The organism is Inhella sp., from assembly GCF_041912635.1.
GTDB lineage: Bacteria > Pseudomonadota > Gammaproteobacteria > Burkholderiales > Burkholderiaceae_C > Inhella.
Genome location: NZ_JAYRMO010000040.1, coordinates 15,285 through 39,043, shown reverse-complemented (window position 1 = coordinate 39,043; position 23,759 = coordinate 15,285). Strand labels below are relative to the sequence as shown.

The 23,759-nt window shown below is 71.7% G+C and carries 20 protein-coding genes and 1 riboswitch; of the genes, 16 read left to right on the top strand and 4 right to left on the bottom strand.

Translation table 11 applies throughout. From position 1 onward, the window contains the following. The first annotated feature begins 20 nt into the window (after positions 1 to 20). From ACE3QP_RS19305 to ACE3QP_RS19295, 3 genes are all read left to right on the top strand, one after another. Positions 21 to 1,751: a protein phosphatase 2C domain-containing protein gene (locus ACE3QP_RS19305; RefSeq protein WP_374438346.1), complete on the top strand. Its 1,731-nt coding sequence runs from the start codon at positions 21 to 23 to the stop codon at positions 1,749 to 1,751. A gap of 93 nt (positions 1,752 to 1,844) precedes the next feature. Continuing rightward, positions 1,845 to 1,994 carry a hypothetical protein gene (locus ACE3QP_RS19300; protein WP_374438344.1) on the top strand — a complete coding sequence of 50 codons (150 nt, stop codon included), beginning with the start codon at positions 1,845 to 1,847 and terminating at the stop codon, positions 1,992 to 1,994. Between the two features lie 112 nt (positions 1,995 to 2,106). Beyond that, the gene (locus ACE3QP_RS19295) at positions 2,107 to 3,639 is read left to right on the top strand and encodes a methyl-accepting chemotaxis protein (RefSeq protein ID WP_374438342.1); all 1,533 of its coding nucleotides are present in this window, start codon (positions 2,107 to 2,109) and stop codon (positions 3,637 to 3,639) included. Positions 3,640 to 3,780: 141 nt separating this feature from the next. Here ACE3QP_RS19295 and ACE3QP_RS19290 read toward each other — a convergent pair whose 3' ends face one another. Next, complete coding sequence (locus tag ACE3QP_RS19290) at positions 3,781 to 5,034, bottom strand: nitrate/nitrite transporter (RefSeq protein ID WP_374438340.1); 1,254 nt, start codon at positions 5,032 to 5,034, stop codon at positions 3,781 to 3,783. A 77-nt stretch (positions 5,035 to 5,111) separates the two neighbouring features. On the opposite strand from ACE3QP_RS19290, the gene ACE3QP_RS19285 reads away from it, so the two are divergent. Beyond that, the gene (locus ACE3QP_RS19285) at positions 5,112 to 6,155 is read left to right on the top strand and encodes an ANTAR domain-containing protein (protein ID WP_374438337.1); all 1,044 of its coding nucleotides are present in this window, start codon (positions 5,112 to 5,114) and stop codon (positions 6,153 to 6,155) included. Between the two features lie 52 nt (positions 6,156 to 6,207). Further along, the gene (locus ACE3QP_RS19280; protein ID WP_374438335.1) at positions 6,208 to 7,185 is read left to right on the top strand and encodes an alpha/beta hydrolase; all 978 of its coding nucleotides are present in this window, start codon (positions 6,208 to 6,210) and stop codon (positions 7,183 to 7,185) included. A gap of 94 nt (positions 7,186 to 7,279) precedes the next feature. On the opposite strand, the gene ACE3QP_RS19275 is transcribed toward ACE3QP_RS19280, so the two are convergent. Beyond that, entirely contained in the window at positions 7,280 to 9,139 is a 1,860-nt protein-coding gene (locus tag ACE3QP_RS19275) for a S8 family peptidase (protein WP_374438333.1), read from the bottom strand. 37 nt (positions 9,140 to 9,176) lie between these two features. After that, positions 9,177 to 9,269: riboswitch (cyclic di-GMP riboswitch) on the bottom strand. A gap of 208 nt (positions 9,270 to 9,477) precedes the next feature. Here ACE3QP_RS19275 and ACE3QP_RS19270 point away from each other — a divergent pair. The 8 genes from ACE3QP_RS19270 (at position 9,478) to ACE3QP_RS19235 (ending at position 18,748) form a co-directional block, all read left to right on the top strand. Next, a complete protein-coding gene (locus ACE3QP_RS19270) occupies positions 9,478 to 10,755 on the top strand; it encodes an efflux RND transporter periplasmic adaptor subunit (protein WP_374438331.1) in 1,278 nt (425 codons plus the stop codon). Positions 10,756 to 10,775: 20 nt separating this feature from the next. After that, positions 10,776 to 11,468, top strand: a complete 693-nt coding sequence (locus ACE3QP_RS19265) for an ABC transporter ATP-binding protein (RefSeq protein WP_374438329.1) — start codon at positions 10,776 to 10,778, stop codon at positions 11,466 to 11,468. Next, positions 11,465 to 12,712 carry a TolC family protein gene (locus ACE3QP_RS19260; protein ID WP_374438327.1) on the top strand — a complete coding sequence of 416 codons (1,248 nt, stop codon included), beginning with the start codon at positions 11,465 to 11,467 and terminating at the stop codon, positions 12,710 to 12,712. Before ACE3QP_RS19265 ends, ACE3QP_RS19260 begins: the two co-directional genes overlap by 4 nt. Before the next feature lies 1 nt (position 12,713). Then, positions 12,714 to 14,018: an ABC transporter permease gene (locus ACE3QP_RS19255; protein ID WP_374438325.1), complete on the top strand. Its 1,305-nt coding sequence runs from the start codon at positions 12,714 to 12,716 to the stop codon at positions 14,016 to 14,018. A gap of 11 nt (positions 14,019 to 14,029) precedes the next feature. Beyond that, positions 14,030 to 15,256 (top strand): ABC transporter permease, encoded by a 1,227-nt coding sequence (locus ACE3QP_RS19250; RefSeq protein WP_374438323.1) that lies wholly within the window; start codon positions 14,030 to 14,032, stop codon positions 15,254 to 15,256. A 451-nt stretch (positions 15,257 to 15,707) separates the two neighbouring features. After that, positions 15,708 to 17,027, top strand: a complete 1,320-nt coding sequence (locus tag ACE3QP_RS19245; protein WP_374438321.1) for a sigma-54-dependent transcriptional regulator — start codon at positions 15,708 to 15,710, stop codon at positions 17,025 to 17,027. Between the two features lie 118 nt (positions 17,028 to 17,145). Then, the gene (locus ACE3QP_RS19240) at positions 17,146 to 18,453 is read left to right on the top strand and encodes a PAS domain-containing sensor histidine kinase (RefSeq protein ID WP_374438319.1); all 1,308 of its coding nucleotides are present in this window, start codon (positions 17,146 to 17,148) and stop codon (positions 18,451 to 18,453) included. A 97-nt stretch (positions 18,454 to 18,550) separates the two neighbouring features. Continuing rightward, positions 18,551 to 18,748, top strand: a complete 198-nt coding sequence (locus ACE3QP_RS19235; RefSeq protein WP_374438317.1) for a hypothetical protein — start codon at positions 18,551 to 18,553, stop codon at positions 18,746 to 18,748. Here ACE3QP_RS19235 and ACE3QP_RS19230 read toward each other — a convergent pair. Then, positions 18,738 to 19,415: a phosphatase PAP2 family protein gene (locus ACE3QP_RS19230; RefSeq protein ID WP_374438315.1), complete on the bottom strand. Its 678-nt coding sequence runs from the start codon at positions 19,413 to 19,415 to the stop codon at positions 18,738 to 18,740. The genes ACE3QP_RS19235 and ACE3QP_RS19230 overlap by 11 nt on opposite strands. Further along, positions 19,412 to 21,058, bottom strand: a complete 1,647-nt coding sequence (locus tag ACE3QP_RS19225) for a phosphoethanolamine transferase (RefSeq protein WP_374438313.1) — start codon at positions 21,056 to 21,058, stop codon at positions 19,412 to 19,414. Before ACE3QP_RS19225 ends, ACE3QP_RS19230 begins: the two co-directional genes overlap by 4 nt. A gap of 77 nt (positions 21,059 to 21,135) precedes the next feature. Between ACE3QP_RS19225 and ACE3QP_RS19220 the strand changes: the two genes are divergently transcribed. From ACE3QP_RS19220 to ACE3QP_RS19210, 3 genes are read left to right on the top strand one after another with little or no spacing between them, the layout of a single operon-like run. Beyond that, positions 21,136 to 21,807 carry a response regulator transcription factor gene (locus tag ACE3QP_RS19220; protein ID WP_374438311.1) on the top strand — a complete coding sequence of 224 codons (672 nt, stop codon included), beginning with the start codon at positions 21,136 to 21,138 and terminating at the stop codon, positions 21,805 to 21,807. Then, the gene (locus tag ACE3QP_RS19215) at positions 21,804 to 23,084 is read left to right on the top strand and encodes a sensor histidine kinase (RefSeq protein WP_374438310.1); all 1,281 of its coding nucleotides are present in this window, start codon (positions 21,804 to 21,806) and stop codon (positions 23,082 to 23,084) included. The genes ACE3QP_RS19220 and ACE3QP_RS19215 overlap by 4 nt, the downstream gene beginning before the upstream one ends. After that, positions 23,077 to 23,469 carry a diacylglycerol kinase gene (locus ACE3QP_RS19210; RefSeq protein ID WP_374438309.1) on the top strand — a complete coding sequence of 131 codons (393 nt, stop codon included), beginning with the start codon at positions 23,077 to 23,079 and terminating at the stop codon, positions 23,467 to 23,469. Before ACE3QP_RS19215 ends, ACE3QP_RS19210 begins: the two co-directional genes overlap by 8 nt. The last annotated feature ends 290 nt before the right edge of the window (positions 23,470 to 23,759 follow it).

The following is a 23,759-nucleotide window of genomic DNA, read 5'->3' as shown; positions in this document are numbered from 1 at the left end:
AACCCGCCCCAAACCCGCGCATGCGTTTCGAGATCGACCCCGGTGTGGCCAGCCTGCGCGGCCCGCGCGAACGCAATGAAGACTTCGCCGGCCTGCAGCTCGAGCCCGCTGGCCATGGATTGGTGGCCGCGTTGGCCGATGGCGTCAGCACGGGTGGCGAGGGCTTGCTGGCCGCGCAGACCAGCGTGCGCGCCCTGCTGGCCGACTTCCACGCCACGCCCGCGCATTGGGACCTGGGCGTGCGCCTGGAGCGCCTGCTCGCCGCCCAGAACAGCTGGCTGGCCGCGCACAACCGCCGCCCCGGCCCCGATGGCCAGCCACGCGAGGCCCTGTGCACCTGCACCGCCCTGGCCCTGCAGGGTCGGCGCTTTGCCCTGGCCCATGTGGGCGACAGCCGCGCCTGGCTGCTGCGCGAGGGCCAACTGCTGCAGCTGACGCAAGACCACCGCCTGCCGCGCCATGACTTCGCCGGCCTGACCCGCGCGCTCGGCCTCGACCCCGCGCTGCACCTGGACCACAGCCAGGGCGAGCTGCGTGTGGGCGACCGCCTGCTGCTCAGCAGCGACGGCCTGCACGGCCCGCTGCGTGCCCGCGCCATCGCCAAGCTGCTGCGCGACACCCCGGGCGCCCAGGCTGCGGCCGCGGCGCTCTGCCAGGCGGCGCTGCAGGCCGGTGGCAGCGACAACGCCAGCGCGCTAGTGCTGGACGTGCAGGGCCTGGCCGGGCCGGAACTGGACGATTTGCGGCTCGGCGCCGAGCAGCTGCCCTGCCCGCCCCTGCTGCAGGTGGGCGCGCAGCTGGATGGCTACCAGATCACCGCCGTAGTGGCCGAGAACGGCGTGCACCGCCTGCTGCAGGCGCGCGAACTCGCCAGCGGCGAGCTGGTCGCCCTCAAGACCCTGCACCCCAGCCGCGCCCATGACGCCGAAGAGCGCGCCTTGCTCGCCCACGAGATCTGGCTGGGCCTGCGCCTGACCGAAGACGCACGCGGACGCCGCGGTGGGCCGGCCTCGGGCCTGGTGGCCGTGCGCCGCCCGGCCCAGCCCAGCCACTTCTATGCGGTGTTCGACTGGCACGCCGGCCAGACGCTGGAGCAGTTGCTGGCCACACCCAACCGCCCCGAGCTGAACGAGCTGCTGCAAATGGCCGGCGAGATCGGCCGTGCCTTGAGCCTGCTACACGCCGCCGGCTGTGTGCACCGCGACGTCAAGCCCGCCAATCTGCACCGCGCCGAGGACGGCCACTGGCGATTGCTCGATCTGGGCGTGGCCCTCTCGCCGCGCGCGCCGCAGGCCCTGCGCGGCTTGCACGCTGGCACGCCCAGCTACATCAACCCCGAGCAATGGGACGAGCCGCCGCGCGCGCCGGATGCCGGCTCGGACCTGTTCGCGCTCGGCGTCACGCTCTACCAAGCCCTGGCCGGCCGCCTGCCCTGGGGCGAGATCGAGCCCTTCCAGCGCGCCCGCTACGCGCGCGCGCCGCAGCCGCTGCGCCGGCTGCGGCCGGACCTGCCGATCTGGCTGGACCATCTGGTGCTGAAAGCCATTGCCCAGGACCCGAAGGAACGCTTCGAGACGGCCGACGAGTTTCTGCTCGCGCTGGAGCGCGGCGCGGCACGCAGCCTGCCCCCGCCCCGAACCACGCCACTGGCGACGCGCAACCCGCTGCTGCTGTGGCAGATCGGGCTCGGGGTGTCGCTGCTCTTCAACCTGCTGCTGGTGGTGTGGCTGTTGGGGCTGCCTAAGGGTTGAGAGGTTGAAAGGCTGGGAGGCTGAGCAGCGGAGACTTCACCCCCGCTTCACGCTGCTCATCCAGGCCCCGCCGGGCGCTACGAAGCTGGCGCCATGCACACCCAGCCACCTGCCCCCCTGCCCCCAACCCAGCCGGCCCCAGCTCCCAACTGGGGCCAGGCGCAGTTCAGCGCCGCCCTGCTGAGCATGCTGCTGCGCCGCTGGCGCCGCGCCGCCGCGCACTCGCACCGCTTCACGGGCTGAGCCCCCTGACAAGGGCATGGCGGCAGCCCCCGCGACAAGTCTTTGTCCAGCACAATCGATGGACTTACAAGACCAAGAGCGCCAGGGTGGTCGGCATGACAAGGAGTCCGTCATGCAGTTCCTGAGCAATTTGACGGTGGCCACGCGGCAGATGCTGGTGGCGGTGGCGGCCAGCCTGGCGGTGCTGGCCTGTGCGGTGGTCGGCCTGCTGGGCACCCGCGCCCTGGCCGGGTACAGCGAAAAAGCCTTCGTGGCCAAGGACGTGGTGGCCGACATCCTGCCCCCGCCGATGTACCTGATCGAGACCCGGCTGGTGCTCTCGCAGGCGGTGGAAGGCAGCCTGCCGGCGGCCGAGGCACAGAAGGAGTTGCAGCGCCTGCAGGGTGAGTACGAGGCCCGTGTCCAGCACTGGACGGCCAACCCACCCTTTGGGTTGGAGCGCCAGCTGCTGGGCGCCCAGCACGAGCGCGCGCAGGCCTTTCTGAAGGGTGCCCAGCAGCTGCTGGGGGCGCTGGGCGAGCCCGACAAGGCCAAGGCCCAGCTCGCCGAGGTGCACACGCTCTACCTGGCGCACCGCGCGGCGGTGGACGAGACCGTGCGGGCCGCCAACGCACTGGCCGGCGCGGCCATGAGCGCCTACGACGCCGGCACGCGCAGCGCCCAGCGCAGCCTGGTGCTGATCCTCGTCATCGGCGTGCTGGTGATGGCGGCGCTGGCCTGGCAAGTCTCGCGCTCGATCCTGCGCCCGCTGAACCTGGCGGTGAAGGTAACCGAACGCGTGGCCGCCGGCGACCTGAGCGAGGACGTGCCCGGCCAGGGCCCGGGCGAACTGGGCCAGCTGATGCGCGCGCTCAGCCAGATGGACGAGAGCCTGCAGCGCATCGTCGGTGCGGTGCGCCTGAGTGCCGACTCGATCGCCACCGGCGCGGCCGAGATCGCACAGGGCAATGCCGATCTCTCCCAGCGCACCGAGCAGCAGGCCGCCAACCTGGAGCAGACCGCCAACTCGATGAGCGGCCTGGCCGAATCGACCCGCCACAACGCCGAGATCGCCCGCACCGCCAGCCAGTTGGCCGGCGCCGCCAGCCAGGTGGCGCGCAACGGCGGTGAGGTGGTGGCACGCGTCGTCAACACCATGGACGAGATCAGCGCCAGCTCGCGGCGCATCAACGACATCATTGGTGTCATCGACGGCATCGCCTTCCAGACCAACATCCTGGCTCTGAACGCCGCCGTGGAAGCGGCGCGCGCCGGCGAGCAGGGGCGCGGCTTTGCGGTGGTGGCCAGCGAGGTGCGCGCGCTGGCCGGCCGCTCGGCCGAGGCGGCCAAGGAGATCAAGAACCTGATCGGCCAGAGCGTGGCGCGCGTGGACCAAGGCAACCGCCTGGTGGCCGAGGCCGGCAGCACCATGCAGGAGATCGTGGCCCAGGTGCGCCGCGTGGCCGACCTGATCGGCGAGATCGACAGCGCCAGCCAGGAACAGGCCCAGGGCATCGGCAAGGTGGGTGACGCGGTGACGCAGATCGACCAGAGCACCCAGCAGAACGCCAGCCTGGTGGAACAAGCCGCCGCCGCCGCCGACAGCCTGCGCCAGCAGGCCGTGCAGCTGACCGAGCTGGTGGCAGTGTTCCGGCTGAAGGGTTGATCAGGCCGGCTGATCAGGCCGGCTGGTAGCTCGTCGGTTCCTGCTCCGCCGCAGGCGCGGCTTGGCCCGCCCGGCCGCCCTTTTGGCTTCGCCGAAAGTGGGCCCCGAAACGCTGCGCGTTCCGGGCGCCGGCGCACCGCTTCACTTCGCTTCCGCGTAGTGAACCGGCACTTCGTCGCTGGTCACGCTCGCGCGCGCCCGGCCGCCCTTTTCGGCCCAGGTGCGGGTCCAGCGGATCTGCACCACGCGCAGCATGAACAGCATGGCCAGGGCCAGCAGGGCGATGGCCACAAAACCCCACAAGTAGCTGCCGCTGCGCTGCAGGCTCTGGCCCATGGCGTTGGGGATGAAGCCGCCGCCCAGCGCGCCGACCTCGCCAATCATCGAACCCGCCACCGCGGTGCTCAGCGGCCAGCGCAGGGGCACCAGTTGGAAGAGTGCGCCGTTGCCGGCGCCGAAGGCCGCAAAGCACAGCATGAAGAGCAAGGTGGTGAGCACCAGCGAGCCCCCGGCCAGGCCACACAGCAGCAGGCTGATGGCGGCGATGGCGAGCACGCCGGTGAGCGTGTTCACGCCACCGATGCGGTCGCTCAGCGCGCCACCCACCACGCGCACGGCCGAGCCCATCAGCGTGGCCAGCATGGTCAGCTGGCCGGCCTCGATCTTGCTGACCTTGAACTGGTCGTAGAAGTAGGTGGGCAGGAAACTGGCCAGGCCGATGAAGCCGCCGAAGGTGACGACGTAGATCAGGCTGAAGGCCCAGCCGTCCTTCTCGAACAGGCAGGCGGTGTGCTCGCGCAGGGTCTGCTTCTCGATGTCCGGCGGCTCCTTGGCGGCCAGGGCCATCACGGCCATGGGCAGCAGCATGGTGAAGGCCGCTAGGCCGTACACCGCCTGCCAACCGAACTGGGTGGCCAAGGGTGGCGCGAACAGCACGGCCAGCACGGTGCCCGAATTGCCGGCACCGGCAATGCCCATGGCCAGGCCCTTGTAGCGCGCCGGATACCAGCCCGAGCCGAGCGAGAGCGCCACGCCGAAGCTCGCGCCCGCAATGCCCAGCAGCACGCCCATGGCCAGCACGTCGTCGTAGCTGCCCACGAACACATAGCCGAAACACAGTGCCGCCACGATCAGGCCCATCTCCACCAGGGCCGCGTTCTTGCGCCCGATGTACTGCGCCAACACGCCAAGCGGGAAGCGCATCAGCGCGCCGGCCAGGATGGGCACCGAGATCATGAAGCCCTTCTGCGCCGGCGTCAGCGCGAAGGTCTCGCTGATGAAGGGCGCCATCGCGCCATTCAGCACCCAGATGGCGAAGCAGAAGTCGAAATAGAGGAAGGAGGCCAGCAGCGTGGGCCAGTGGCCGGCACGCAGGAAGTCTTTGGTCAGGCTCATTTTTGGGGCACGGGGGGTTGGACAGTGCCCCAGGGCGCAAGCTCCATGCCAGGCGCGCTTCTTGCACCGCTGCGGGCATGAGCCCCGTCATCGCCCTGCATCCCCTGCGCGTGGCCCTGCCGCCCGACGCCCCCGCCGCCCTGCAACAGGGCCTGCTGGCCGCCGGCTGCACCGTCCTGGCGCAAGCCGAGGCCCCAACCGGCACCGAATGGGTGCTCTGCAGCGCCCAGGAATGGGCGGCGCTGCAGGCCGCCCGCCAGCAACTGGACGAGCGCCGCTGGACCGAGCGCGCCAAGGGCGTGCTGATGCAATGCCAGCAGCTCGACGAGGCCCAGGCCTACAAGCTGCTGCGCGACGCGGCGATGCAGGCGCAGACCCGCTTGAGCGAACTGGCCCGCCACCTGGTGCAGCAGCACGAACGCGCCGAGGCGCTGGAGCGCGCCGGCGCCCAGCGCATGCTCAGCCAGCGCCTGCTGCGCCTGCAGGCGCAGGCCCTGCTCGGCCTGGAGCCCGCCGCCGCGGCGGCGCTGCAGGCCGAATCGGCCGCGCGCATCGAGGCCAATCTGGCACGCCTGCACGAGCTGCTGCATGGCCCGCTGCGCGAGGTGCTGGGCCCCGTGCAACAGGCCTGGGGCCGACTGCAGCAGGCCCTGCAGGGCGAACCCAGGCGGGCCGATCTGCCGCGCCAGGACGCCGCCGCCCAGCAGCTGCTGGATTGCAGCGAGGCCCTGGTGGCTGCCCTCACCGAGGCCGGCCAGGAGCGCCCGCCACGCCTGCTGGTGCTCTGCACCCGCCAGCGCCTGCTCAGCCAGCGTCTGGTGAAGGAGGCGCTGGTGGCCCAGTTGGACCCCGCCCACGATCCCCAGCGCCTGGCGCTCGGCTTGGACGAGTTCCTGCGCGCGCTGCAGACCCTGCGCAACGCCCCGCTGCACAGCCCCGGCCTGCAATCCGCCTTCGACGCCGTGGACCGCGAATGGGACCGCCTGCTGCGCGGCCTGCGCCAGGGCAGCGGCGGCGGCCCGGCGCTGCGCGACCTGTGCGAACGCAGCGAACGCCTGCTCCAGGCCCTGGACGCCCTGACCCAGGTGGTGCAGCGCAGCTTGCAGACCTTGCTGAGCTGAGTGCGCCTGCGTTAGCCTGCCCGCCACCAAACAAGAAGGTGGGGGAGTGGCGATGCGCAGACGCGAACTGGGCGTTCTTTGGGGCGGCAGCCTGCTGGGCGCGGGCGCGCAAGCGCAAGCTGTGCAGCGCCGCGACGTGCGCTTCCAGAGCCAGGGTCTGCACTGCGCCGGCTGGTACTACCTGCCGGGCGACCACCACCCGGGCGAACGGCGTCCCGCCATCGCCATGGCACCGGACTACGGCGCGCTCAAGGAAATGCAGCTCGACCGCGTGGCCACGGCCTTTGCCGCCGCCGGTCTGGCGGTGCTGCTGTTTGACTACCGCTGCACCGGCGCCAGCGAGGGCGAGCCGCGCCAGTCCCTGCTGTGGTGGGACCAGATCACCGACTACCGCAACGCGCTCACCTGGCTGGGCCTGCAGCCTGAGGTGGACGCACGCCGCCTGGGCGCCTGGGGCACGGGCTACAGCGGCGGCCATGTGCTGCAGTTGGCCGCTTTCGACCGCCGCGTGCAGTGCGTGGTGGCGCAGACGCCGATGACCCACGCCTGGGAGGCCTTCTACGCCGACCTGGCGCCCAAGGCGCTGGAGCAGCTCAGCGCCGTGCAGGCCCAGGCCCGTGCCATGCGCATGACGACCGGCGAGATCGAGGTTCTGCCCATCGTCAGCGGCGGCGAAGGCACGGGCGTGTTCCGCCAGCCAGAGGCGCGCAACTGGTACGAGCAGGCCGCTCTGCGCGCGCCGCGCTGGGTCAACCGTGTGACGCTGGAAACCACCGAAGCCTTTGCCCAGTACGAACCGGCCGCCGCCATCGCCCGCATTGCGCCCACCCCTTTGCTGATGGTGGTGGCGAAGGACGACGACATCACCCCGGTGGGCCTGCAGCTGCAGGCCTTTGCCAAGGCCGGTGAACCCAAGCAACTGGTCGAGCTGGCCGGGGGACATTACGCCCCCTTTGACGCGGCGCGGCAGCAGGAGTTCCTCGGCCCGCAGGTCGCCTGGTTCGCCAAGCACCTGCCGAGAAGAGGCTGAGTCAGGAGCGAGCAGGGCCCCTACCAAAGGACAGCCCACCCGCAAGCGAACCGACTGGCTGCACTGGCAGCCCGACGCTGCCAGCAGCGCAGCTCTACTGGCTGAGCACCAAGCTATAGGTGCCTGCCGTCCCACTGCTGCGCACCACACGCAACACCAGGTCGGCGCTGCTGCTGCCCGGGTTGCTGAGGGTCAACTGCAGCTTCTGGCCTGGAGCGGCCGAAAGACCGACGAGCACCTGACCGCTGGTGGCCAGCGCGGCAAGACCAAAGCCGGCGCTGCTGGCGCCGCTCAAGGTGGCCGTCAGACTGCGTCGGGCGCCGACTGTGACACGGTAATGGTCCTGGTCGCTCGTGCTGGCCGTGCTGCCGCTCACCACCACCGCAGCGCTGCCCAACACCTGGGCCTGGGCCAGGGTGTTGTTGGGCTCGCGTTCTGCCACGGCGGCGCCAGGGCTGGGGGCAGGAGCCGGGGCGGGGGTGGGGGCAGGCGCGGGGGGCGGGCTGGGCGCTGGTGCCGGCGCGGGGCTCGGCGCGGGTGCGCCCAGCGCGGCGGTCACGGCGGCCTCGGCATTCACCAGGCCCGCCCCGCAACCGCTGCAGCTACCCGGAAAGCTGCGCGCGCTGCTGCGCAGCAGCTGGGCCAGCTGGTCGGGCGTGAGCTTGCTGTTGGCCGACAGCATCAGCGCCGCCACGCCGCTGACGACGGGCGTGGCCATCGAGGTGCCCATCAGCCCGGCGTAGCTGTCGGCAGTCGCGGTGGTCTTGCCGCTGTTGTAGGTGGAGAGGATGGCGGCGCCCGCATCGCCACCGGGGGCCGCCAGGCTGACCACGCTGCCGCTGTTGGAGTACGAGGCCTTGGCGCCGGCCTGGTTGGTGGCCGCCACCACCACCACGCCGCTGCAGTTGGCGGGGCTGAACTGGGCAGCATTGGCCTTGTCGTTGCCGGCCGCCACCACCACCAGGGCGCCCTTGGCGCGGGCAGCGTTGATGGCGTTCTGGGTGGTGATGCCGCAGCTGCCCGGCCCGCCCAGCGAGAGGTTCAGCACCTTGGCCGGGTTGGGGTTGGCGGGTACGCCCGGCACGCTGCCGCCGGCAGACCAGACGATGGCATCGGCGATGTCGGAGCTGTAGCCGCCGCAGCGCCCGAGCACACGCACCGGCAGGATCTTGGCCGCCATCGCCACGCCGCTCACGCCCAGTGCGTTGTTCCCGCTGGCCGCTGCGATGCCCGCCACATGGGTGCCATGCCAGCTGCTGGATTCGGCCGCCTCGCCGGTGCCGCATTGGTTGGCGCTGGTGAAGTCGCCCACGTCCAGCGCGTCGGCATCCCGCCCATCGCCGTCGCCGGCGATCCTGCTGTCGGTGATGAAGTCATAGCCCGGCAGCAGCTGGGCCTTGAGGTCGGCATGCGGGCGCACGCCGGTGTCGATGACGGCGATGGTGACACCCGCCCCGCGCGCTTTGTCCCAGGCGGTCGGGGCGCGGATGCCGCCGGTGGCGTGCTGCAGGTGCCATTGCTGGGCCCACTGCGGGTCGTTGGGCACGAAGGCGGCACGCATGCGCAGGTCCGGCTCGACATACTCGATGTCGGGGTCGCCATCGCGCAGCGACTGCGCCATCGCCATCAGCTCACGCCGCGCCAGGCTGCGCGGCAGGCGGTAGACCTGGGCGCCCGCCGCCGTCTGGCGCAGCGCCTCCAGGCTCACGCCCTGGCGATTGGCGGCCACCTGACGTGCCAGGCGCGCACGCACGCCCTCCTGGGCCTGGCTGCTGCGGTACTTGACGATGAGGCGGTCGCTGGCGCTGTCCCAGCGTTCGGCGGCTTCGACGGGTTCGGCACCGATCTCAGGCTCCAGCCGGGGTTGCGCGGCCAGCGCGGCCAGCGCGGCCAGGGGCTGTACCAGCAGGGCCAACAGGGTGCCGGTCGCCAAACAAATCGGGGTCTTGCGCATGGGTGCCTCGGATCGAGGCCAGCCCGCGGGGGTTCGGACTGGCGGCCCCGCTGCCTTGGCCTGCCAGAAGGCAGGCGGTAGGCCGGTAGCTTTGCGTCGCCGGCTTTCGCCGGGTTTGCGGGTGGGTGTGTTGTCAGCTTATGCGGGTTGCCCCGGAGCCAGGAAGTGCCGCGCCGTTCGCGTGCGTGCGGCTCTTCACACCTTGTGTTCTTTCGAATAGGGCGAGGTCGGCCGTCCGGACACTGTCCGCGGACACCGTCCGCAGCTCCCGCCGGCCCCGCCCTCTCCTATGAAAACACGGAGCAGCCCGGCTGGCATGGCGATTGCGCTGTCAAGGCATGGACACCTCAATCCGCTCCACCGCCTCGCAGGACCGCCCCCTGCCCCCCTCCCCCTGGCGCCGCTGGCGCAAGCCGCTGATCGCCGTCGCCGCCCTGGCCCTGCTCGGTGGCCTGGGCAGCCTGGGGGCGCGCCAGCTGCAGAGCCAGCGCGTGCCGCAGTTCCAGCTCAGCCGCCTGAGCATTGCCCCGGTGCAGCGCGCCGATGTGCAGCGCGATGTCGCCGCCGAGGGCAAAGTGGTGGCGGCCAACAGCCCCACGCTCTTCGCCCCACAGGCCGGCACGCTGCAATGGCAGGTGCAGGCGGGTGACACGGTGCAGGCCGGCCAGCTGCTGGCGCGCATCGCCTCGCCCGATCTGCAGGCGCGTGTGCAGCAGGAACGCGCCGCCGCAGCCGCGGCCACCGCCGAGGCCCGTCGTTCGCAGGCCGAGGCCGAGAGCGAGCGCGGCCGCGCCCAGGCCGCGGTGGACACCGCGCGCATCGAGCTGCAGGCCGCGCAATCGGCCGAAAAGCGCCAGCGCGCCGCCTTTGAGGCCGGCGCCAGCGCCCGGCTGCAATGGGAACAGGCACAGGACGCGCTGGAAAAGGCGCGCATCAGCCTGAACCAGGCCGAGAGCGCACGCACGCTCAAGACCCAGGCCCTGCAGTACGAGCTGGAGGCCAAGCAGGCCGCCGCGGCGCGTGCGCAGTCGCAGGCCACCGATCTGGAACGCCAGCTGGCCGCGCTGGAACTGCGCGCCCCGCATGGCGGTGCGGTGGGCTCGCTGCTGGTGGACAACGGCAGCAATGTGGCGCGCGACGCCAAGCTCCTGACCCTGGTGGACCTGAGCCAGCTGGACGTGCAGGTGCAGGTGCCCGAAGGCCTGGCGCGCGAGCTGAGCCTGGGCCTGCCCGGCGAGGTGCGCGTGGCCGGGCAGCCCGTGGCGGTGAAGCTGATCTCGATCTCGCCCGAGGTGGTGAACGGCGAGGTGGCGGCACGCCTGCGCTTCGTCGGCCAGCAGCCGCCCGAGCTGCGCCAGAACCAGCGCCTCTCTTCCCGCTTGCTGCTGGAGCGCAAGAGCCAGGTGCTGAGCCTGCCGCGCGGCAGCTTCGTCGAGCAGAGCGGCGGCCGCTATGTGTATGTGCTCAAGGATGGTCGCGCCGAGCGCCGCGAGGTGCGGCTGGGCGCGCAGTCCCTGGAGCGGGTGGAAGTGATCGCCGGCCTGCAGGCCGGTGAGCAGGTGGTGATCTCGGGGCTGGACGGCGTCGCCGACGCCCCGGTTGTGCAAGTCAACTGAAATCAATCAAGGAGCACGCAATGCTGAAGATGAAGGGCCTGCACAAGGTCTATCGCACCGAACTGGTCGAGACCCAGGCGCTGAACGACTTCCACCTGGAAGTGAAGACCGGCGAGTTCGTCGCCGTCACCGGCCCCTCGGGCTCGGGCAAGACCACCTTCCTGACCATCGCCGGTCTGCTGGAGTCCCCCACCGGCGGCCTGTTCGAGCTGGACGGCCAGGACGTCAGCCGCCTCAGTGACGCCGAGCGCTCGCGCCTGCGCAACGAGAAGATCGGCTTCATCTTCCAGGCCTTCAACCTGATCCCGGACCTCTCGGTGCTGGAGAACATCGAGGTGCCGCTGCACTACCGCGGCTTCAAGGCCGCCGAGCGCCGCCGTCGTTCGATGGAAGCGCTGGAGCGCGTGGGCCTGGCCGGCCGCGCCGGCCACCTGCCCAGCCAGCTCAGCGGCGGCCAGCAGCAGCGCGTGGCGATTGCCCGCGCGCTGGCTGGCAGCCCCAAGATCCTGCTGGCCGACGAGCCCACCGGCAACCTGGACAGCCAGATGGCCCGCGCCGTGATGGAGCTGCTGGAAGAGCTGCACCGCGACGGCGCCACCCTGGTGATGGTGACCCACGACCCGCAGCTGGCCGCACGCGCACCGCGCCATGTGCAGGTGATCGACGGCCGCGTCATCGACGGCCATCACCTCAGCCTCGCAGCCGTCGCATGAAACAGACCCTGATCGCCCTCGCCCTGGCCGCGCTGGCCGGCCCGGCTCTGGCGCTGGACCTGCTGGAGCTGCACGAGCGCGCCCGCGCCCAGGCGCCCAGCCTGCGCCAGAGCCAGGCCCGGGTGGGCGAGCAGCAAGCCGCCTGGCGCCAAGCCCGCGCCCAGCTGCTGCCGCAGGCCGATGCCGCCTGGGGCCCGCAGCGCGCACGCGGTGAGGCCACGCAGCGCAGCAGCCGCGTCACGCTCAGCCAGAGCCTGCTGGACCTGCCGGCCTGGCGCAGCACTGCCGCCCAGGCCAGCCAGCTGGCCGCCGAGGAACAAGGCCTGGTGGCCAGCGAGCAGGAGCTGCGCCTGCAATCCGCCAGCCTGTACCTGCAGGCCCTCGCGGCGGAAAGCCTGGCGCAGATCCAGGCCGAGCTGGAGCAGGCCTACGGCCAAGAGGCCGAGCGCATGGGCGTGCGCCTGCGTGAGGGCCTGAGCGCGGCCGTCGACGCCGAGCAAAGCCGCGCCTTCCACCGCCTGGCGCAGATCAACGCCCAGGGCGCCCAGGCCCGTTTGGGTCAGGCGCGCGCCAGCCTGCTGGCCCATGCCGGCCTGCGCGAATGGAATGCCCTGCAAGCCCTGCCCGCGCGCCAGCTGCCGCCCGCGCTGGAGCAGGAACCCGAAGCCAGCGACGCGCCCAGCCTGCGCGCACTGGAACTGCAGCGCCAGGCGCGCGAGCAGGCCCTGAGCGCCGAGCGCGCCGCGCCGCTGCCCACGCTGAGCCTGCGCGCCGAAACCAGCCGCCTGGACGGCGCCGGCAGCACCGGCCGCTGGGACCAGAGCGCCCGCGTGGAACTGAGCCTGCCCCTGCTGGACGGCGGCGCCCGCAGCGCCCGCCGCGACGCCGCCGCCGAGCGCCTGAAGGCGGCCGAGGCGGCGCTGGAAGCCGAGCAGCGCGAGCAACGCCGCGTGCTGGAAAGCCAGCGCCTGCGCCTGCAGGCCGCGCGCGCCCAAGCCGAGGCCGCCACGGCCGGCAAGCAATCCGCCGCTGCCGCCCTCAAGGCCATGCGCCATGGCCAGGAGCTGGGCAGCCGCAGCACCACCGACGTGCTGCTGGCCATCCAGAACCTCGGCCAACTGCGCGCCCAGGGCCTGCAGGCGCAGCTGGAAGCCTGGCTGGCCTGGCTCGAAGCCCTGCACGCGGCCGGCCGTCTGGACGACGCCGCCCTGACTCAACTGAACCATGCCCTGAAGGGAGCCTGAGATGTGGCTTGAACATTTGAAGAACGCCTGGCGCTCATTGCGCCGCTCGCCGGTCCTCAGCGCCCTGATGGTGGGCGCCCTGGGCCTGGGCGTTGGCATCTGCATGACCACGCTGACCGTCTACCACGTGCTGACTGCCGACCCCATCCCAGGCAAGGGCGACAAGCTCTACGAGGTGCAGATCGACGCCGGCAACCTGATCGGCTACAAGCCCGGCGAGGAACCCACCTTCCAGCTCACGCGCGATGACGGCGAGGCCCTGCTGGCCGCCGCCAAGGCCAAGCGTCAGGCGCTGATGACGGGCGCCTTCATGGCCGTGCGCGGCCCGGACGAGCGCCTGCCGCCCGAGATCCTGCCGCTGCGCCAGACCTCGGCCGACTTCTTCGCCATGTTCAATGCGCCCATCGCCCAGGGCGCGGCCTGGAGCCGGCAGGACGACCAGAACGAGGCCCGCGTGGCGGTGATCTCGCACGAGCTCAACCAGCGCCTGTTCGGCGGTGCGAACTCGGTCGGCAAGTCCGTGCAGGTGGCCGGCAACGAGCTGCGCGTGGTGGGCGTGCTCAAGCCCTGGAAGGTCGACCCCTATGTGTTCGACCTGACCCTGGGCGCCTACGGCCGCAAGGAAATGCTCTTCATGCCCTTCAGCACCGCCCGCGGCCTGAAGCTGGGCCGCGCCGGCAATATGAACTGCTGGGGTGACACCGGCGGCAAATCCCCGCTGGAGCGCGGCACGCCCTGCGCCTGGCTGCAGTACTGGGTGGAGCTGGACAGCCCCGCCCAGGCGCAGGAGTACCGCAACTACCTGCTGCAGTACAGCGCCGAGCAGCAGAAGGCCGGCCGCTTCCAGCGCGCCCCCAATGTGCGCCTGCGCAACGTGCCCGAGGTGATGGCCTTCCGCGAGGTGCTGCCGGCCGATGTGCGCCTGCAGACCGGCCTGGCCTTCGCCTTCCTGCTCGTCTGCCTGGTGAACATGGTGGGCCTGCAGCTGGCCAAGACCCTGCGCCGCAGCGGCGAGATCGGCGTGGGCCGCCCCCCGGGGGCGGGCCGCGCCACGGTGTTCGCGCAGTTCCTGGTGGAGTCCGCCCTGATCGGCCTGCTGGGCGCGGGCCTGGGCGTGCTGCTGGCCCAGGCCGGCCTGTGGCTGGTGCGCCAGGGGCCGACGGACTACGCCGCCCTGGCCCAGCTGGATGGCGCCATGCTCGGCATCACCCTCGGGCTTTCGCTGCTGGCCAGCCTGCTGGCCGGTGTGCTGCCGGCGTGGCGTGCCACCCAGCTCAACCCCGCCATCCAACTCAAGGTGCAGTGAGGAGACCCACCATGAACCATCTGCTTCCCATCCTCTCCACGCTGCGCCGCCACCGCATCGCCGCCGGCCTGATCGTGCTGGAGGTGGCGCTCAGCTTCGCCATCGTCAGCAACGCCGTGCACGTGATCGGCCAGCGCCTGGGTCAGCTCAATGCCGACAGCGGCCTGCCCGAGGCCGAGCTGCTGAACCTGGAGGTGCGCAACACCCGCCGCCTGGACAACCCCGACGCCCTGAGCGACGAGGACCTGCGCCGCCTGCGCGCCCTGCCCGGCGTGAAGAGCGCCAGCATCCCCAACCAGGTGATCTACGGCGACAACGTCAACGTCACCGGCGTCAGCACCGAGCCCGACAACCGCGGCCAGCGCGTGCAGGCCTTCTCCTACAGCGGCGACGAGCAGCTGCTCCCCACCATGGGCCTGCGCCTGATCGGCGGCCGCGCCTTCAACAAGGAGGAGGTGCAGCTGGACACCAAGGTCTCGGCCGAAGCCGAACCCAAGCTGCCGGTCGTCATCGTCAACCAGGCGCTGGCCGAAGCGCTGGCACCGGGCCAGTCGCCGCTCACGGTGCTGGGCCGCTCGGTCTATGTGTTCGGCAACCAACCCTCGCAGATCATCGGCATCGTCGAGAACCTCGGCCCGCCCAACCCGCGCCACACCAAGGACCGTGCGGCGGTGATGCTGCCGATCACCGAGAACTTCCGCGGCGGCACCTACCTGGTGCGCGTGCAGCCCGGCCAGGCCGAGGCCGTCATCAAGGCCGCACGCCAGATCTTCAAGGAGGTCGAGCCCAGCCGCCTGCTGACCAACGCCCGCCTGCTGACCGAGATGCGCGAGCGCCACTACGCGCAAGACCGTTCGATGGTCGGCCTGCTGGTGGGCGTGTGCGTGGCGCTGCTGCTGATCACCGCACTGGGCATCGTGGGCCTGGCCAGCTTCTGGGTGGAGCAGCGCGGCCGCATGATCGGCATCCGCCGCGCCCTGGGTGCCACGCGAGCCGACATCCGCCGCTACTTCCAGCAAGAGAACCTGCTGCTCTGCGGCGTGGGCGTGGTGCTGGGTTCGGCCGCGGCGCTTGGCATCAACCAGTGGCTGGTGCGCACGCAGGATCTGCCGGTGCTGCCCCTGTGGATGCTTCTGCCGGCCGCCGCCGCCCTGCTGGGCCTGGGGCAACTGGCGGTGCTGGCGCCGGCGCAGCGGGCTTCGGGGGTGGCGCCGGCTTTGGCGATGCGGGCTGGGTGAGTCTGCGCTGCTGGCTTGCTTGATCGTCAGAGCCCGTGGGGGCTTCACCCCCACGCCCCGACCCGCATTTCTTTGCTGCGCCAAAGAAACGCGGGGCAAAGAAAGGCGCTGAATGCACGCAGCCGACCTCGGGTCGGCTGCGATTGCACGGCTGGTTCACATGGCTCCCACACCCCTCCTGGGACTGCGAAAACCTGCCCGCTAAGCTGGCCGGAGTACCGGCCGACTAGACCACCGCAAACCATCACGGGCTTTCTGCGATGAACGGAGCCCCAACGAGCAGAGTGCCGTCGAAGTGCTGCCCGCCGCAGCCAGAGAAGCCGTGAAGGCGCCATGTTCTCGGTCTGAGCTGAGCCGCAATGAAACAGGGTCGGGTTCGGGGGTGAAGCCCCTGCGGGCTCCCACCAAGAAGCTCATCGAAACTAAGCCCACAGATTTCACAAGAACCCCGATGCCCACCGTCCTCGTCATCGACGACAACCCCGACGTCTGCGAAGCCCTGCAGCTGATGCTCTCGCTGCACGACATTGCCGCCCTGACCGCCACCACGCCGCAGCAGGGCCTGCAGCTGCTGCCGCGGGCGGATCTGGTGATCCAGGACATGAATTTCAGCGCGGACACCACCAGCGGCGACGAGGGCGCGCAGCTGTTTGCGCAGATCCGCGCCCGTGCGCCCGATCTGCCGGTCATCCTGCTGACGGCCTGGACGCGGCTAGAGCGGGCCGTCGAGCTCGTCAAGGCCGGCGCGGCCGACTACCTGGCCAAGCCCTGGGACGACGCCAAGCTGCTGGCCACCGTGCAGAACCTGCTGGAGCTGGGCGAGGCCCAGGGCCGGCTGCGCGAGCAGGCGCGCCAGCAGCGCCAGCGCCGCGAGCGCCTGCAGCAGCAGCTGCAGCTGGACGGCCTGGTGGCCGAATCCCCCGCCATGCTGGCCCTGCTGGAGCTGGCCGCGCCGGTGGCGCGCTCGGCCCTGCCGGTGCTGGTGACCGGCCCGAACGGCAGCGGCAAGGAGCGCATCGCCCAGCTGCTGCACGCCAACTCCAACCGCGCCGGCAAGCCCCTGGTGGCGCTGAACTGCGGCGCGCTGCCGGGCGAATTGATCGAGGCCGAGCTGTTCGGCGCCGAGGCCGGCGCCTACACCGGCGCGCAGCGCGCGCGCATCGGCCATGTCGAATCCGCCCACGGCGGCACGCTGTTCCTGGACGAGATCGGCAACCTGCCGCTCAGCGGCCAGGCCAAGCTGCTGCGCGTGCTGGAAACCGGCGAGTTCCAGCGCCTCGGCTCGGCCAAGCTGCAGCGCGCCGATGTGCGCCTGGTCAGCGCCACCAATGCCGACCTGCCGGCGCTGATCCGCACCGGCCAGTTCCGTGAGGACTTGTTCTACCGGCTCAATGGCATCGAGCTGCGCCTGGCGCCGCTGGCCGAGCGCCTGGACGACATCGAGCCCTTGGCCGAGCAGTTCCTGGCCGGCCGCGGAACCTTGAGCAGCGGCGCGCGCGAGCGCCTGCGCCAGCACGCCTGGCCGGGCAATGTGCGCGAGCTACGCCATGCCATCGAGCGCGCGCTGCTGCTGGCGCAGGGCCAGCCCATCCAGCCCGAGCACCTGGCCCTGGGGCCGGCGCCCATCGAGCCGCGCAATCTGGACGAACCCAGCCGCGCCACGCTGCAGGCGGCGCTGCAGGCGGCGGGTGGCAATGTCAGCCGCGTGGCCGCCCAGTTTGGTTTGTCGCGCCAAGCCGTCTACCGCCGCATGCAGCACCACGGGCTATGAGTCCCCCTCGCAGCGGCTTCGCCGCCTCCCCCCAGGGGGGCGCCACCAGCGGCCCGGCAAAGCCGGTTCCGCGGTGGCCCCATGAAGGTTCAACCTACTCCTACCTGGGAGGTCGCTTTTGCGCCTAGGAGCCCTGCTCGGCCTGCTGGCCCTGGCCGCCACCCTGGCCCTGCTGGGCCTGCAGCAGCTGCTGCTGAGCTGGTGGCCGCCGCTCGCGGCCGGGCTGGCGGCGGCGGCCCTGCTGGCCTTGCCGATGGCCTGGGCGCTGAGCCATTTGCTCGAGCCCCTGCGCCAGCTGCTGGCGGCGCTGGACAGCCTGGTGCTGAGCTGGCGCGAGGGCGACTTCAATGCCCGCGTGGCCGAACCCGCCTACCCGGCCGAGCTGCGCCAGCTGGCCCATTCGCACCAGCTGCTGGCCGCCGCCATCCAGGGCCAGCGCCAGCAGCTGGCGCAGCGCGAGCTGCTGCTCGACACCCTGGTTCAGCACACCCCGCTGGCGCTGCTCTTGATCGACCCCCAAGGCCGCGTGGCGCTGGACAACCTGGCCGCACGGGCGCTGCTGGCACAGGGCCGACGCGTGCAGGGCTTGGGCTGGGAGGCCCTACTGGCCCAGGCGCCACCCGCGCTGGCCGAGCTGCTGCGCGGCGGCCGTGAAGGCCTGGTGCAGGGGGCCGACGAAACGCAGTGGCTGGTGTCGCAGCGCGCGCTGGACCTGCGCGGCCTGCCGCACCGACTGCTGCTGCTGCGCCCGCTGCACCAGGAACTGGCGCGCCAGGAGGTGCAGAGCTGGAAGCGTGTGCTGCGCGTGCTCAGCCACGAGCTGAACAACTCGCTGGCGCCGATCTCCTCGCTGGCGCACAGCGGCGCCACGCTGAGCGAGCGCGCCGAAAAGCCCGAGCTGGCCGCCGTGTTCCAGCGCATCGGCGAACGCGCCCGCCATCTGCACAGCTTCCTGAGTGGCTATGCCCAGTTCGCCAAGCTGCCCGCGCCGCGACCGGCGGCGCTGGACTGGGCCGCCCTGTTCGACGGCCTGGCCGCCGTGCAGCCCTTCCAGCGCGCGGGCGAACTGCCAACCGAACCCGGCTGGGCCGACGCCGCGCAGCTGGAGCAAGCCCTGCTGAACCTGCTGAAGAACGCCCATGAGGCCGGTGGGCCGGCCGCCGAGGTCAGCCTCTCGGTGCGGCGCCTGGGCGAAGAGTGGCAGCTCAGCGTGGCCGACCGCGGCCCCGGCGCCAGCGACGCCGTACTGGCCCAGGCCCTGCTGCCCTTCTATTCCACCAAGCGCGGCGGCACCGGCCTGGGCCTGGCGCTGGCGCGCGAGATTGCCGAGGCCCACGGCGGCCGCCTGAGCCTGCAGCGCCGCGCCCACGGCGGCCTGCGCGCCACGCTTAGCCTGCCCGCGCCGGCCGCGCCCCCGCCCGTTTGAGGAAAGTCACGCCAGGCCCTTCGGCACGCTGGCTTTTCGGCGCCGGCAGGCGCAATATGGAGGCGTCATCCTGTGTGACGAACCGCAAGGAGGCCCTATGAACCTGCCGCGCATCTCCGACGCCCTGACCCTGGGCACCATGGCGGCCCTCACCGCCATCAGCGTCTTTGTGGTGCTGACCTACGAACCCGCCGTTCCCCCCGCGCCCGTGCAGACGGTGCAGCTGCAGCCCGTGGTGGTGGAAGGCCAGAACACCCCGGTGGCCCAGTTGCCGCCGGTTGAAGTCAAGCGCTGAGTTCAGCCGCTGCCAACTGGGGGGCCGCCTGCGGGCGGCCCCTTTTCTTTTCCAGCCAGCGCGCCAGCAGCCAGGCGCACAGGGCGCACAGCCAGGCCGCCCACAGGCAGTGGCTCAGGTAATGCGCACCGCGCGCCATCTGCGCCACCGAGGCCGCCGCGCCGATCAGCAGCACGCTCGCCAGCAGTCCGCGCGCGACGGTCGGGCGATGTGCCCACCAGGGCACCACGGCGGCCAGCAGGCCAAAGGCGCCGGCCGCGTGGCCGGAGGGGAAGCAGCGCCCCGGCCCGCCGTCCCACACGGCCAGCAGCCAGTGCGGCACATAGCGCGCCACGCCGCCGAATTCCGACAGCTCATAGGGGCAGCTGGTGTGGCTGAAGGACTTGAGCAGGCTCACCAGACCCATGGCCAGCACCGAGCCCAGCAGGCCATAGCCCAGCTCACGCCGCGGCGGGGCCCAGCGCGGTGCCCACAGCCACAGCAGCAGCTGCGCCGCCAGCAGCGCACCGATGAGCCCGCGCAGGCCGTCGTGCAGGAGGCGCTCGGCCCACCAGGCATGGCGCGCCGGGAAACCGCCGGCGTCCGCCAGCAGGCGCGCCAGCGGCAGGTCGCCACCGCTGACCTCCCAGCCCAGCAGCGGCCCGAGCAAGAGCAGCAGCAGCCTCATGATGCGCAGGGCTTGAGCAGGTCCCAGGCCGGGTCATACAGCCCGGTGCGCACGTCCAGCAGGTTCAGCACGGTGTGGAACAGGTGGTCGTGCTGCGGCTGGGCCTGCTGGGGCAGGCGGCGCAGGCAGTCGGCGCCCCAGCCGCGCTGGGCGCGCCAGCCTTCGCTCAGCCACATCAGGGCCGGCACCTCGGTCTGTTCGCGCGGCGCAATGGCGTAGGGCATGCCATGCAGGTAGAGGCCCTTCTCGCCCAGGCTCTCGCCATGGTCGGGCGTGAACAGGAAGGCCACGTCCAGCCGGTTCGCCTCGGCCCGCAGGGTCTGCAGGGCCTGGGCCAGCAAGGCGTCGCTGGCGTGCAGGGCGTTGTCGTAGCTGTTGCGGATCTGTTCGCGCGTGCAGGGCCCGAAGTCGTCGCGCTCGCAGCCGGGCTGGAACACCGCGTGTTCGGGCCCATGGCGGCGGAAGTAAGACGGGCCGTGATTGCCGAGCATGTGCAGCACCAGCAAGTGCGTGCCGCCCTTGACGTCCCGCAGATAGGCTTCCAGGCCGGCGAAGAGCTGCTGGTCGCAGAGCTCGCCGCAGTCCAGCTTCTGGAAGGGCAGATCCTGGCAGACGCCCTTGCAGCCCGACTGGGCGTCGCGCCAATCGAGCTGCACGCCGGCGCGCTGCAGCACATGCAGCAGCGACTGCTGGCGGCGGATGCGCCCCTCGTCGTAATCGCGCCGGCCCACCGGCGCGAACATGCAGGGCAGCGAGCTTTCGGTGTCGGTGCCGCAGGTCTGCATCACTGGGAACTGCAGCAGCTCGGCATCCGCCAGGGTCTTGGGCGTGCTGATGCGCTCGCTGCCATCCGGCAGGGTCTGGCGGCCCCAGTTGGCGGCGCGCACGGTCTCGCCCACCACCCACACCAGCACGCGCGGCTTGGGGGCGTCCACCCAGCTCGGGCCGGGCTTGGCGTCCAGGCCGATGGGTTCACGCACCTGCGTCTTCTCGCGCAGGTCCTGGTAGATGCTGCGCGGCAAGGACCACAGCGGCGCCGCCGGCAGGATCTGGTAGCGCAGCGCCTTGTTGTTGCGCGTCAGCGAAGACACCGGCTGGAACAGCGGCAGCAGCAGGGCCAGCGCCGCCAGCAGCGCCAGCACCCAGGCGCCCAACGGCAGCAGCAGCGCGCGCCAGCCCCAGGGGCGGCTGCGCACGCGCACCAGGGCCAGCAGCAGCAGCGGCGGCACCAGGCCGATCAGGCCATGCCAGAGCAGGCCGGGCGTGAGCAGTTCGCGCGCCTCGCCCCAATGGGTGTGCAGCAGATTGCGCAACATCGCCGGGTCCAGCACCGTGCCCAGGCTCTGCGTGAAGTAGCTGCCCAGCACCGCCACCACGCTCAGCACCGCCAGCAGCAGGCGCGTCCAGGCCGCCATCAAAAAAGGCGCGACGAGCAGGTAATGGATCAGCGTCAGCAGCAGCGCCCCAGCCAGCACCGTGAGCGCGCCAGACTGCTGGTACAGCATGCCCAGCACCGGCCGGTTGGCCCACAGCGACCAATAGGCGGCCAGCAGCAGCAGCAGGATCTGCGGCGAGAGCTCGGGGCGCGCGGAGTCCGCACGCTCCTCGCGGGCACGGCGAAAGGCAAGAGTGGCCAGGTTCATGCTCGCATTGCACTCAGCGCCGCTGAAGCGAAGCTGAAGCCGGCGGGGCGGCCGGTGCGCTGCTTATGCTGACGGACATGCGATTGCTGCTCCTCGAAGACGACTGGGTGCTGGGTGAAGGCCTACGCGACTTCCTGCGCGCCGAGGGCCATGTCGTGGACTGGTTCACGCTACAGGCCGCGGCTGCCGCGGCCGTGCAGGGCGAACCCTATGACGCCTGGCTGCTCGACTGGCAGCTGCCCGATGGTTCCGGCCTGGCCTGGCTGCGCGAGCGCCGCGCGCAGGGCCTGCGCACGCCGGCCCTGATGCTGACCGCCCGTGAGGCCCTGGCCGACCGCATCGAAGGCCTGGACGGCGGCGCCGACGACTACCTCGTCAAGCCCTTCGCCCCCGAGGAGCTGGCCGCCCGCCTGCGCGCCTGCCTGCGCCGCCAGCTGCCCAGCCACGGCAGCACCCTGGCCGGCGGCGCGCGGATTGACCTGGACGCCCGCCATGCGCGCACCGACAACGGCAGCGTGGAGCTGACGGCGCGGGAGTGGAACCTGCTCGAAGCCCTGCTGCGCCGCCGCGGCCGCTGGGTCAGCAAGAGCGATCTGGAACGCCTGGCCCTGGGTTTCGACACCCTGCCCGCCAGCAGCAACGCCCTGGAAGTGCATGTGGCCAATCTGCGCCGCAAGCTCGGCCGCGGCGCCATCGAAACGCAGCGCGGCCTGGGCTACCGCATCGCGCTGCAGGAGCCCAGCCCATGAAAGTGAACAAGCTCCCCGGCATCGCCCAACGCCTGCGCCGCACCCTGGGCCTGGGCGTGCTGGCCTGGGCCCTGGGCATGGCCGCCGCCGCGGCGCTGGCCGTTCACGAAGAAGTGGACGAGCTGATGGACGACACCTTGCGCGCCAGCGCCGAGGGCCTGGCGCCCTTGCTGCGCGAATTGCCCGACGCCGGCCCAGCCCTGCCGGCCTCTGCGGGCGGGGGCGAGCGCTTTGCCTGGCTGCTGGAAGACGAGCAGGGCCGCGTGCTGCGCTGCTCCAGCGGGGTGGACAAGAGCCTGGCCGAGGCCGCACCCCATGCCGGCTTCAGCAAGCTGCCGCGCTGGCGCGTCTATGGCCGGGCGCTGGACGACCACCACTGGCTGGTGGTGGCACAGACACGCGCCGAGCGCCGCGAGGCGCGCACCGAGGTGGTGTGGATGGTGGTGCTGGCCAGCCTGGCCGTGGGCCTGATGGGCCTGCCCCTGCTGGCCTGGCGCCTGCGCCAGGAGTTGCTGCCGCTGGCGCGCCTGTCCGAGCGCCTGCAGGGCTGGGCCGACCAGGCGCGCAACGCCAGCCCGCGCGCGCTCTCACAGGCCCTGGGTGAACCCGAGCGCCGCGAGCTCGCCTCCATCCACGCTGCGTTACAGGCCTATGGCGAGCGCCTGGCCGAGCGCCTGGAGTTCGAGGCCGCCTTCGCCCCCCAGGCTGCGCACCTGCTGCGCACCCCATTGGCGGGCATGGATGCCCAGCTGGCCGTGGCGCTGAAGGAAGCCCCGCCCGAGGCCCTGCCGCGCCTGCAGCGCCTGCGCGCCGCCACCACCCGGTTGCAGCACCTGGTGCTGGCCCTGCTGCGCCTGTTCCGCAGCGAGGCCCCGCTGCAACGCCAAGCCCTGGATGCCCAGGCCCTGGCCGAGCAGTTGCCCGCACCCGGCGTGGAGCTGCGCCCCGGCCCCGCCCTGCCCCTGCACGCCGACCCCGAGCTGCTGGCCGCTGCGCTGCTCAACCTCTTTGACAACGCCCAGCGCCACGGCGCGCACAGCGTCTGGCTGGAACCCGCCGGCGCGCAGCGCCTGCGCATCTGCGACGACGGCGCCGGCATGCCGGCCAGCGAGCGCGCCGCCCTGGCCGCCACCCTGGCCAGCGCCAGCGCCGAAACCGGCGCGCGCGGCCTGGGCCTGCGCCTGGCCGCCCTGATCGCCCGCGCCCACGGCGGCACCCTGCAACTGCCCGAGACGGACTCGGGCTTCATCGTCGAACTGGATCTCGGACATGGCTGACGACACCCCCCTCGCCCCGCAAAAGAGCAAGAACGGCCTGCAGCGCATCAGCAAGGCGCTGGGCTACTCGCTGCAGGGCCTGCGCGCGGCCGTGCGCCACGAAGCCGCCTTCCGCCAAGAGCTGCTGCTCGTCACCCCGCTGGCCATCGCCGCGCCTTTCGTGGCGCGTGGCGCCTGGGAGCTGGTGGCGCTCTGGGGCGTGCTGGTGGCGCTGCTGGTGGTGGAGCTGTTGAACTCTGCGCTGGAGGCGCTGGCGGATGCCATCTCGATCGAACACCACCCGCTGCTGGGCCGCGCCAAGGACCTGGGCAGCGCGGCGGTGTTGCTCACGCTGCTGTTCGGGGCGTTGGTGTGGGGGGTGGCGTTGGGGCGGTTGTTGGGTTGAATTCTCTTGCGCAGCTTCCACCAGCTGCAGCCGTCGTGAGAGCCCGCCGGGTCTCGGCCCGGCAGCCGACCTACTTCTCTTTGCTTCGCCAAAGAGAAGTAGGCAAGAGAAAGGCGACCCCGATGCCTGCGCCGCCCGCCTGCGGCGGTCGGTGCCCTGCGGTGCTCGAAGAGCGGGCCCAGGCCCAGGCAAGCGAGCAGCGCAGGGGACCCCGGCCACAGGCCGGGGCTGCGCTTCGGGGCCGTGTTCTTTGCCTACTTTCTTGCACGAGCAAGAAAGTAGGTCGGCTG

Excerpts from the sequence above, each read along its gene's own strand:
- ACE3QP_RS19300 (WP_374438344.1), top strand. The coding sequence starts at position 1,845 with ATGCACACCCAGCCACCTGCCCCCCTGCCCCCAACCCAGCCGGCCCCA.
- ACE3QP_RS19295 (WP_374438342.1), top strand. The coding sequence starts at position 2,107 with ATGCAGTTCCTGAGCAATTTGACGGTGGCCACGCGGCAGATGCTGGTG.
- ACE3QP_RS19260 (WP_374438327.1), top strand. The coding sequence starts at position 11,465 with ATGAAACAGACCCTGATCGCCCTCGCCCTGGCCGCGCTGGCCGGCCCG.
- ACE3QP_RS19245 (WP_374438321.1), top strand. The coding sequence starts at position 15,708 with ATGCCCACCGTCCTCGTCATCGACGACAACCCCGACGTCTGCGAAGCC.
- ACE3QP_RS19275 (WP_374438333.1), bottom strand. The coding sequence starts at position 9,139 with ATGCGCAAGACCCCGATTTGTTTGGCGACCGGCACCCTGTTGGCCCTG.
- ACE3QP_RS19270 (WP_374438331.1), top strand. The coding sequence starts at position 9,478 with ATGGACACCTCAATCCGCTCCACCGCCTCGCAGGACCGCCCCCTGCCC.
- ACE3QP_RS19220 (WP_374438311.1), top strand. The coding sequence starts at position 21,136 with ATGCGATTGCTGCTCCTCGAAGACGACTGGGTGCTGGGTGAAGGCCTA.
- ACE3QP_RS19265 (WP_374438329.1), top strand. The coding sequence starts at position 10,776 with ATGCTGAAGATGAAGGGCCTGCACAAGGTCTATCGCACCGAACTGGTC.
- ACE3QP_RS19225 (WP_374438313.1), bottom strand. The coding sequence starts at position 21,058 with ATGAACCTGGCCACTCTTGCCTTTCGCCGTGCCCGCGAGGAGCGTGCG.
- ACE3QP_RS19305 (WP_374438346.1), top strand. The coding sequence starts at position 21 with ATGCGTTTCGAGATCGACCCCGGTGTGGCCAGCCTGCGCGGCCCGCGC.
- ACE3QP_RS19255 (WP_374438325.1), top strand. The coding sequence starts at position 12,714 with ATGTGGCTTGAACATTTGAAGAACGCCTGGCGCTCATTGCGCCGCTCG.
- ACE3QP_RS19280 (WP_374438335.1), top strand. The coding sequence starts at position 6,208 with ATGCGCAGACGCGAACTGGGCGTTCTTTGGGGCGGCAGCCTGCTGGGC.
- ACE3QP_RS19250 (WP_374438323.1), top strand. The coding sequence starts at position 14,030 with ATGAACCATCTGCTTCCCATCCTCTCCACGCTGCGCCGCCACCGCATC.
- ACE3QP_RS19235 (WP_374438317.1), top strand. The coding sequence starts at position 18,551 with ATGAACCTGCCGCGCATCTCCGACGCCCTGACCCTGGGCACCATGGCG.
- ACE3QP_RS19290 (WP_374438340.1), bottom strand. The coding sequence starts at position 5,034 with ATGAGCCTGACCAAAGACTTCCTGCGTGCCGGCCACTGGCCCACGCTG.
- ACE3QP_RS19210 (WP_374438309.1), top strand. The coding sequence starts at position 23,077 with ATGGCTGACGACACCCCCCTCGCCCCGCAAAAGAGCAAGAACGGCCTG.
- ACE3QP_RS19230 (WP_374438315.1), bottom strand. The coding sequence starts at position 19,415 with ATGAGGCTGCTGCTGCTCTTGCTCGGGCCGCTGCTGGGCTGGGAGGTC.
- ACE3QP_RS19285 (WP_374438337.1), top strand. The coding sequence starts at position 5,112 with ATGAGCCCCGTCATCGCCCTGCATCCCCTGCGCGTGGCCCTGCCGCCC.
- ACE3QP_RS19215 (WP_374438310.1), top strand. The coding sequence starts at position 21,804 with ATGAAAGTGAACAAGCTCCCCGGCATCGCCCAACGCCTGCGCCGCACC.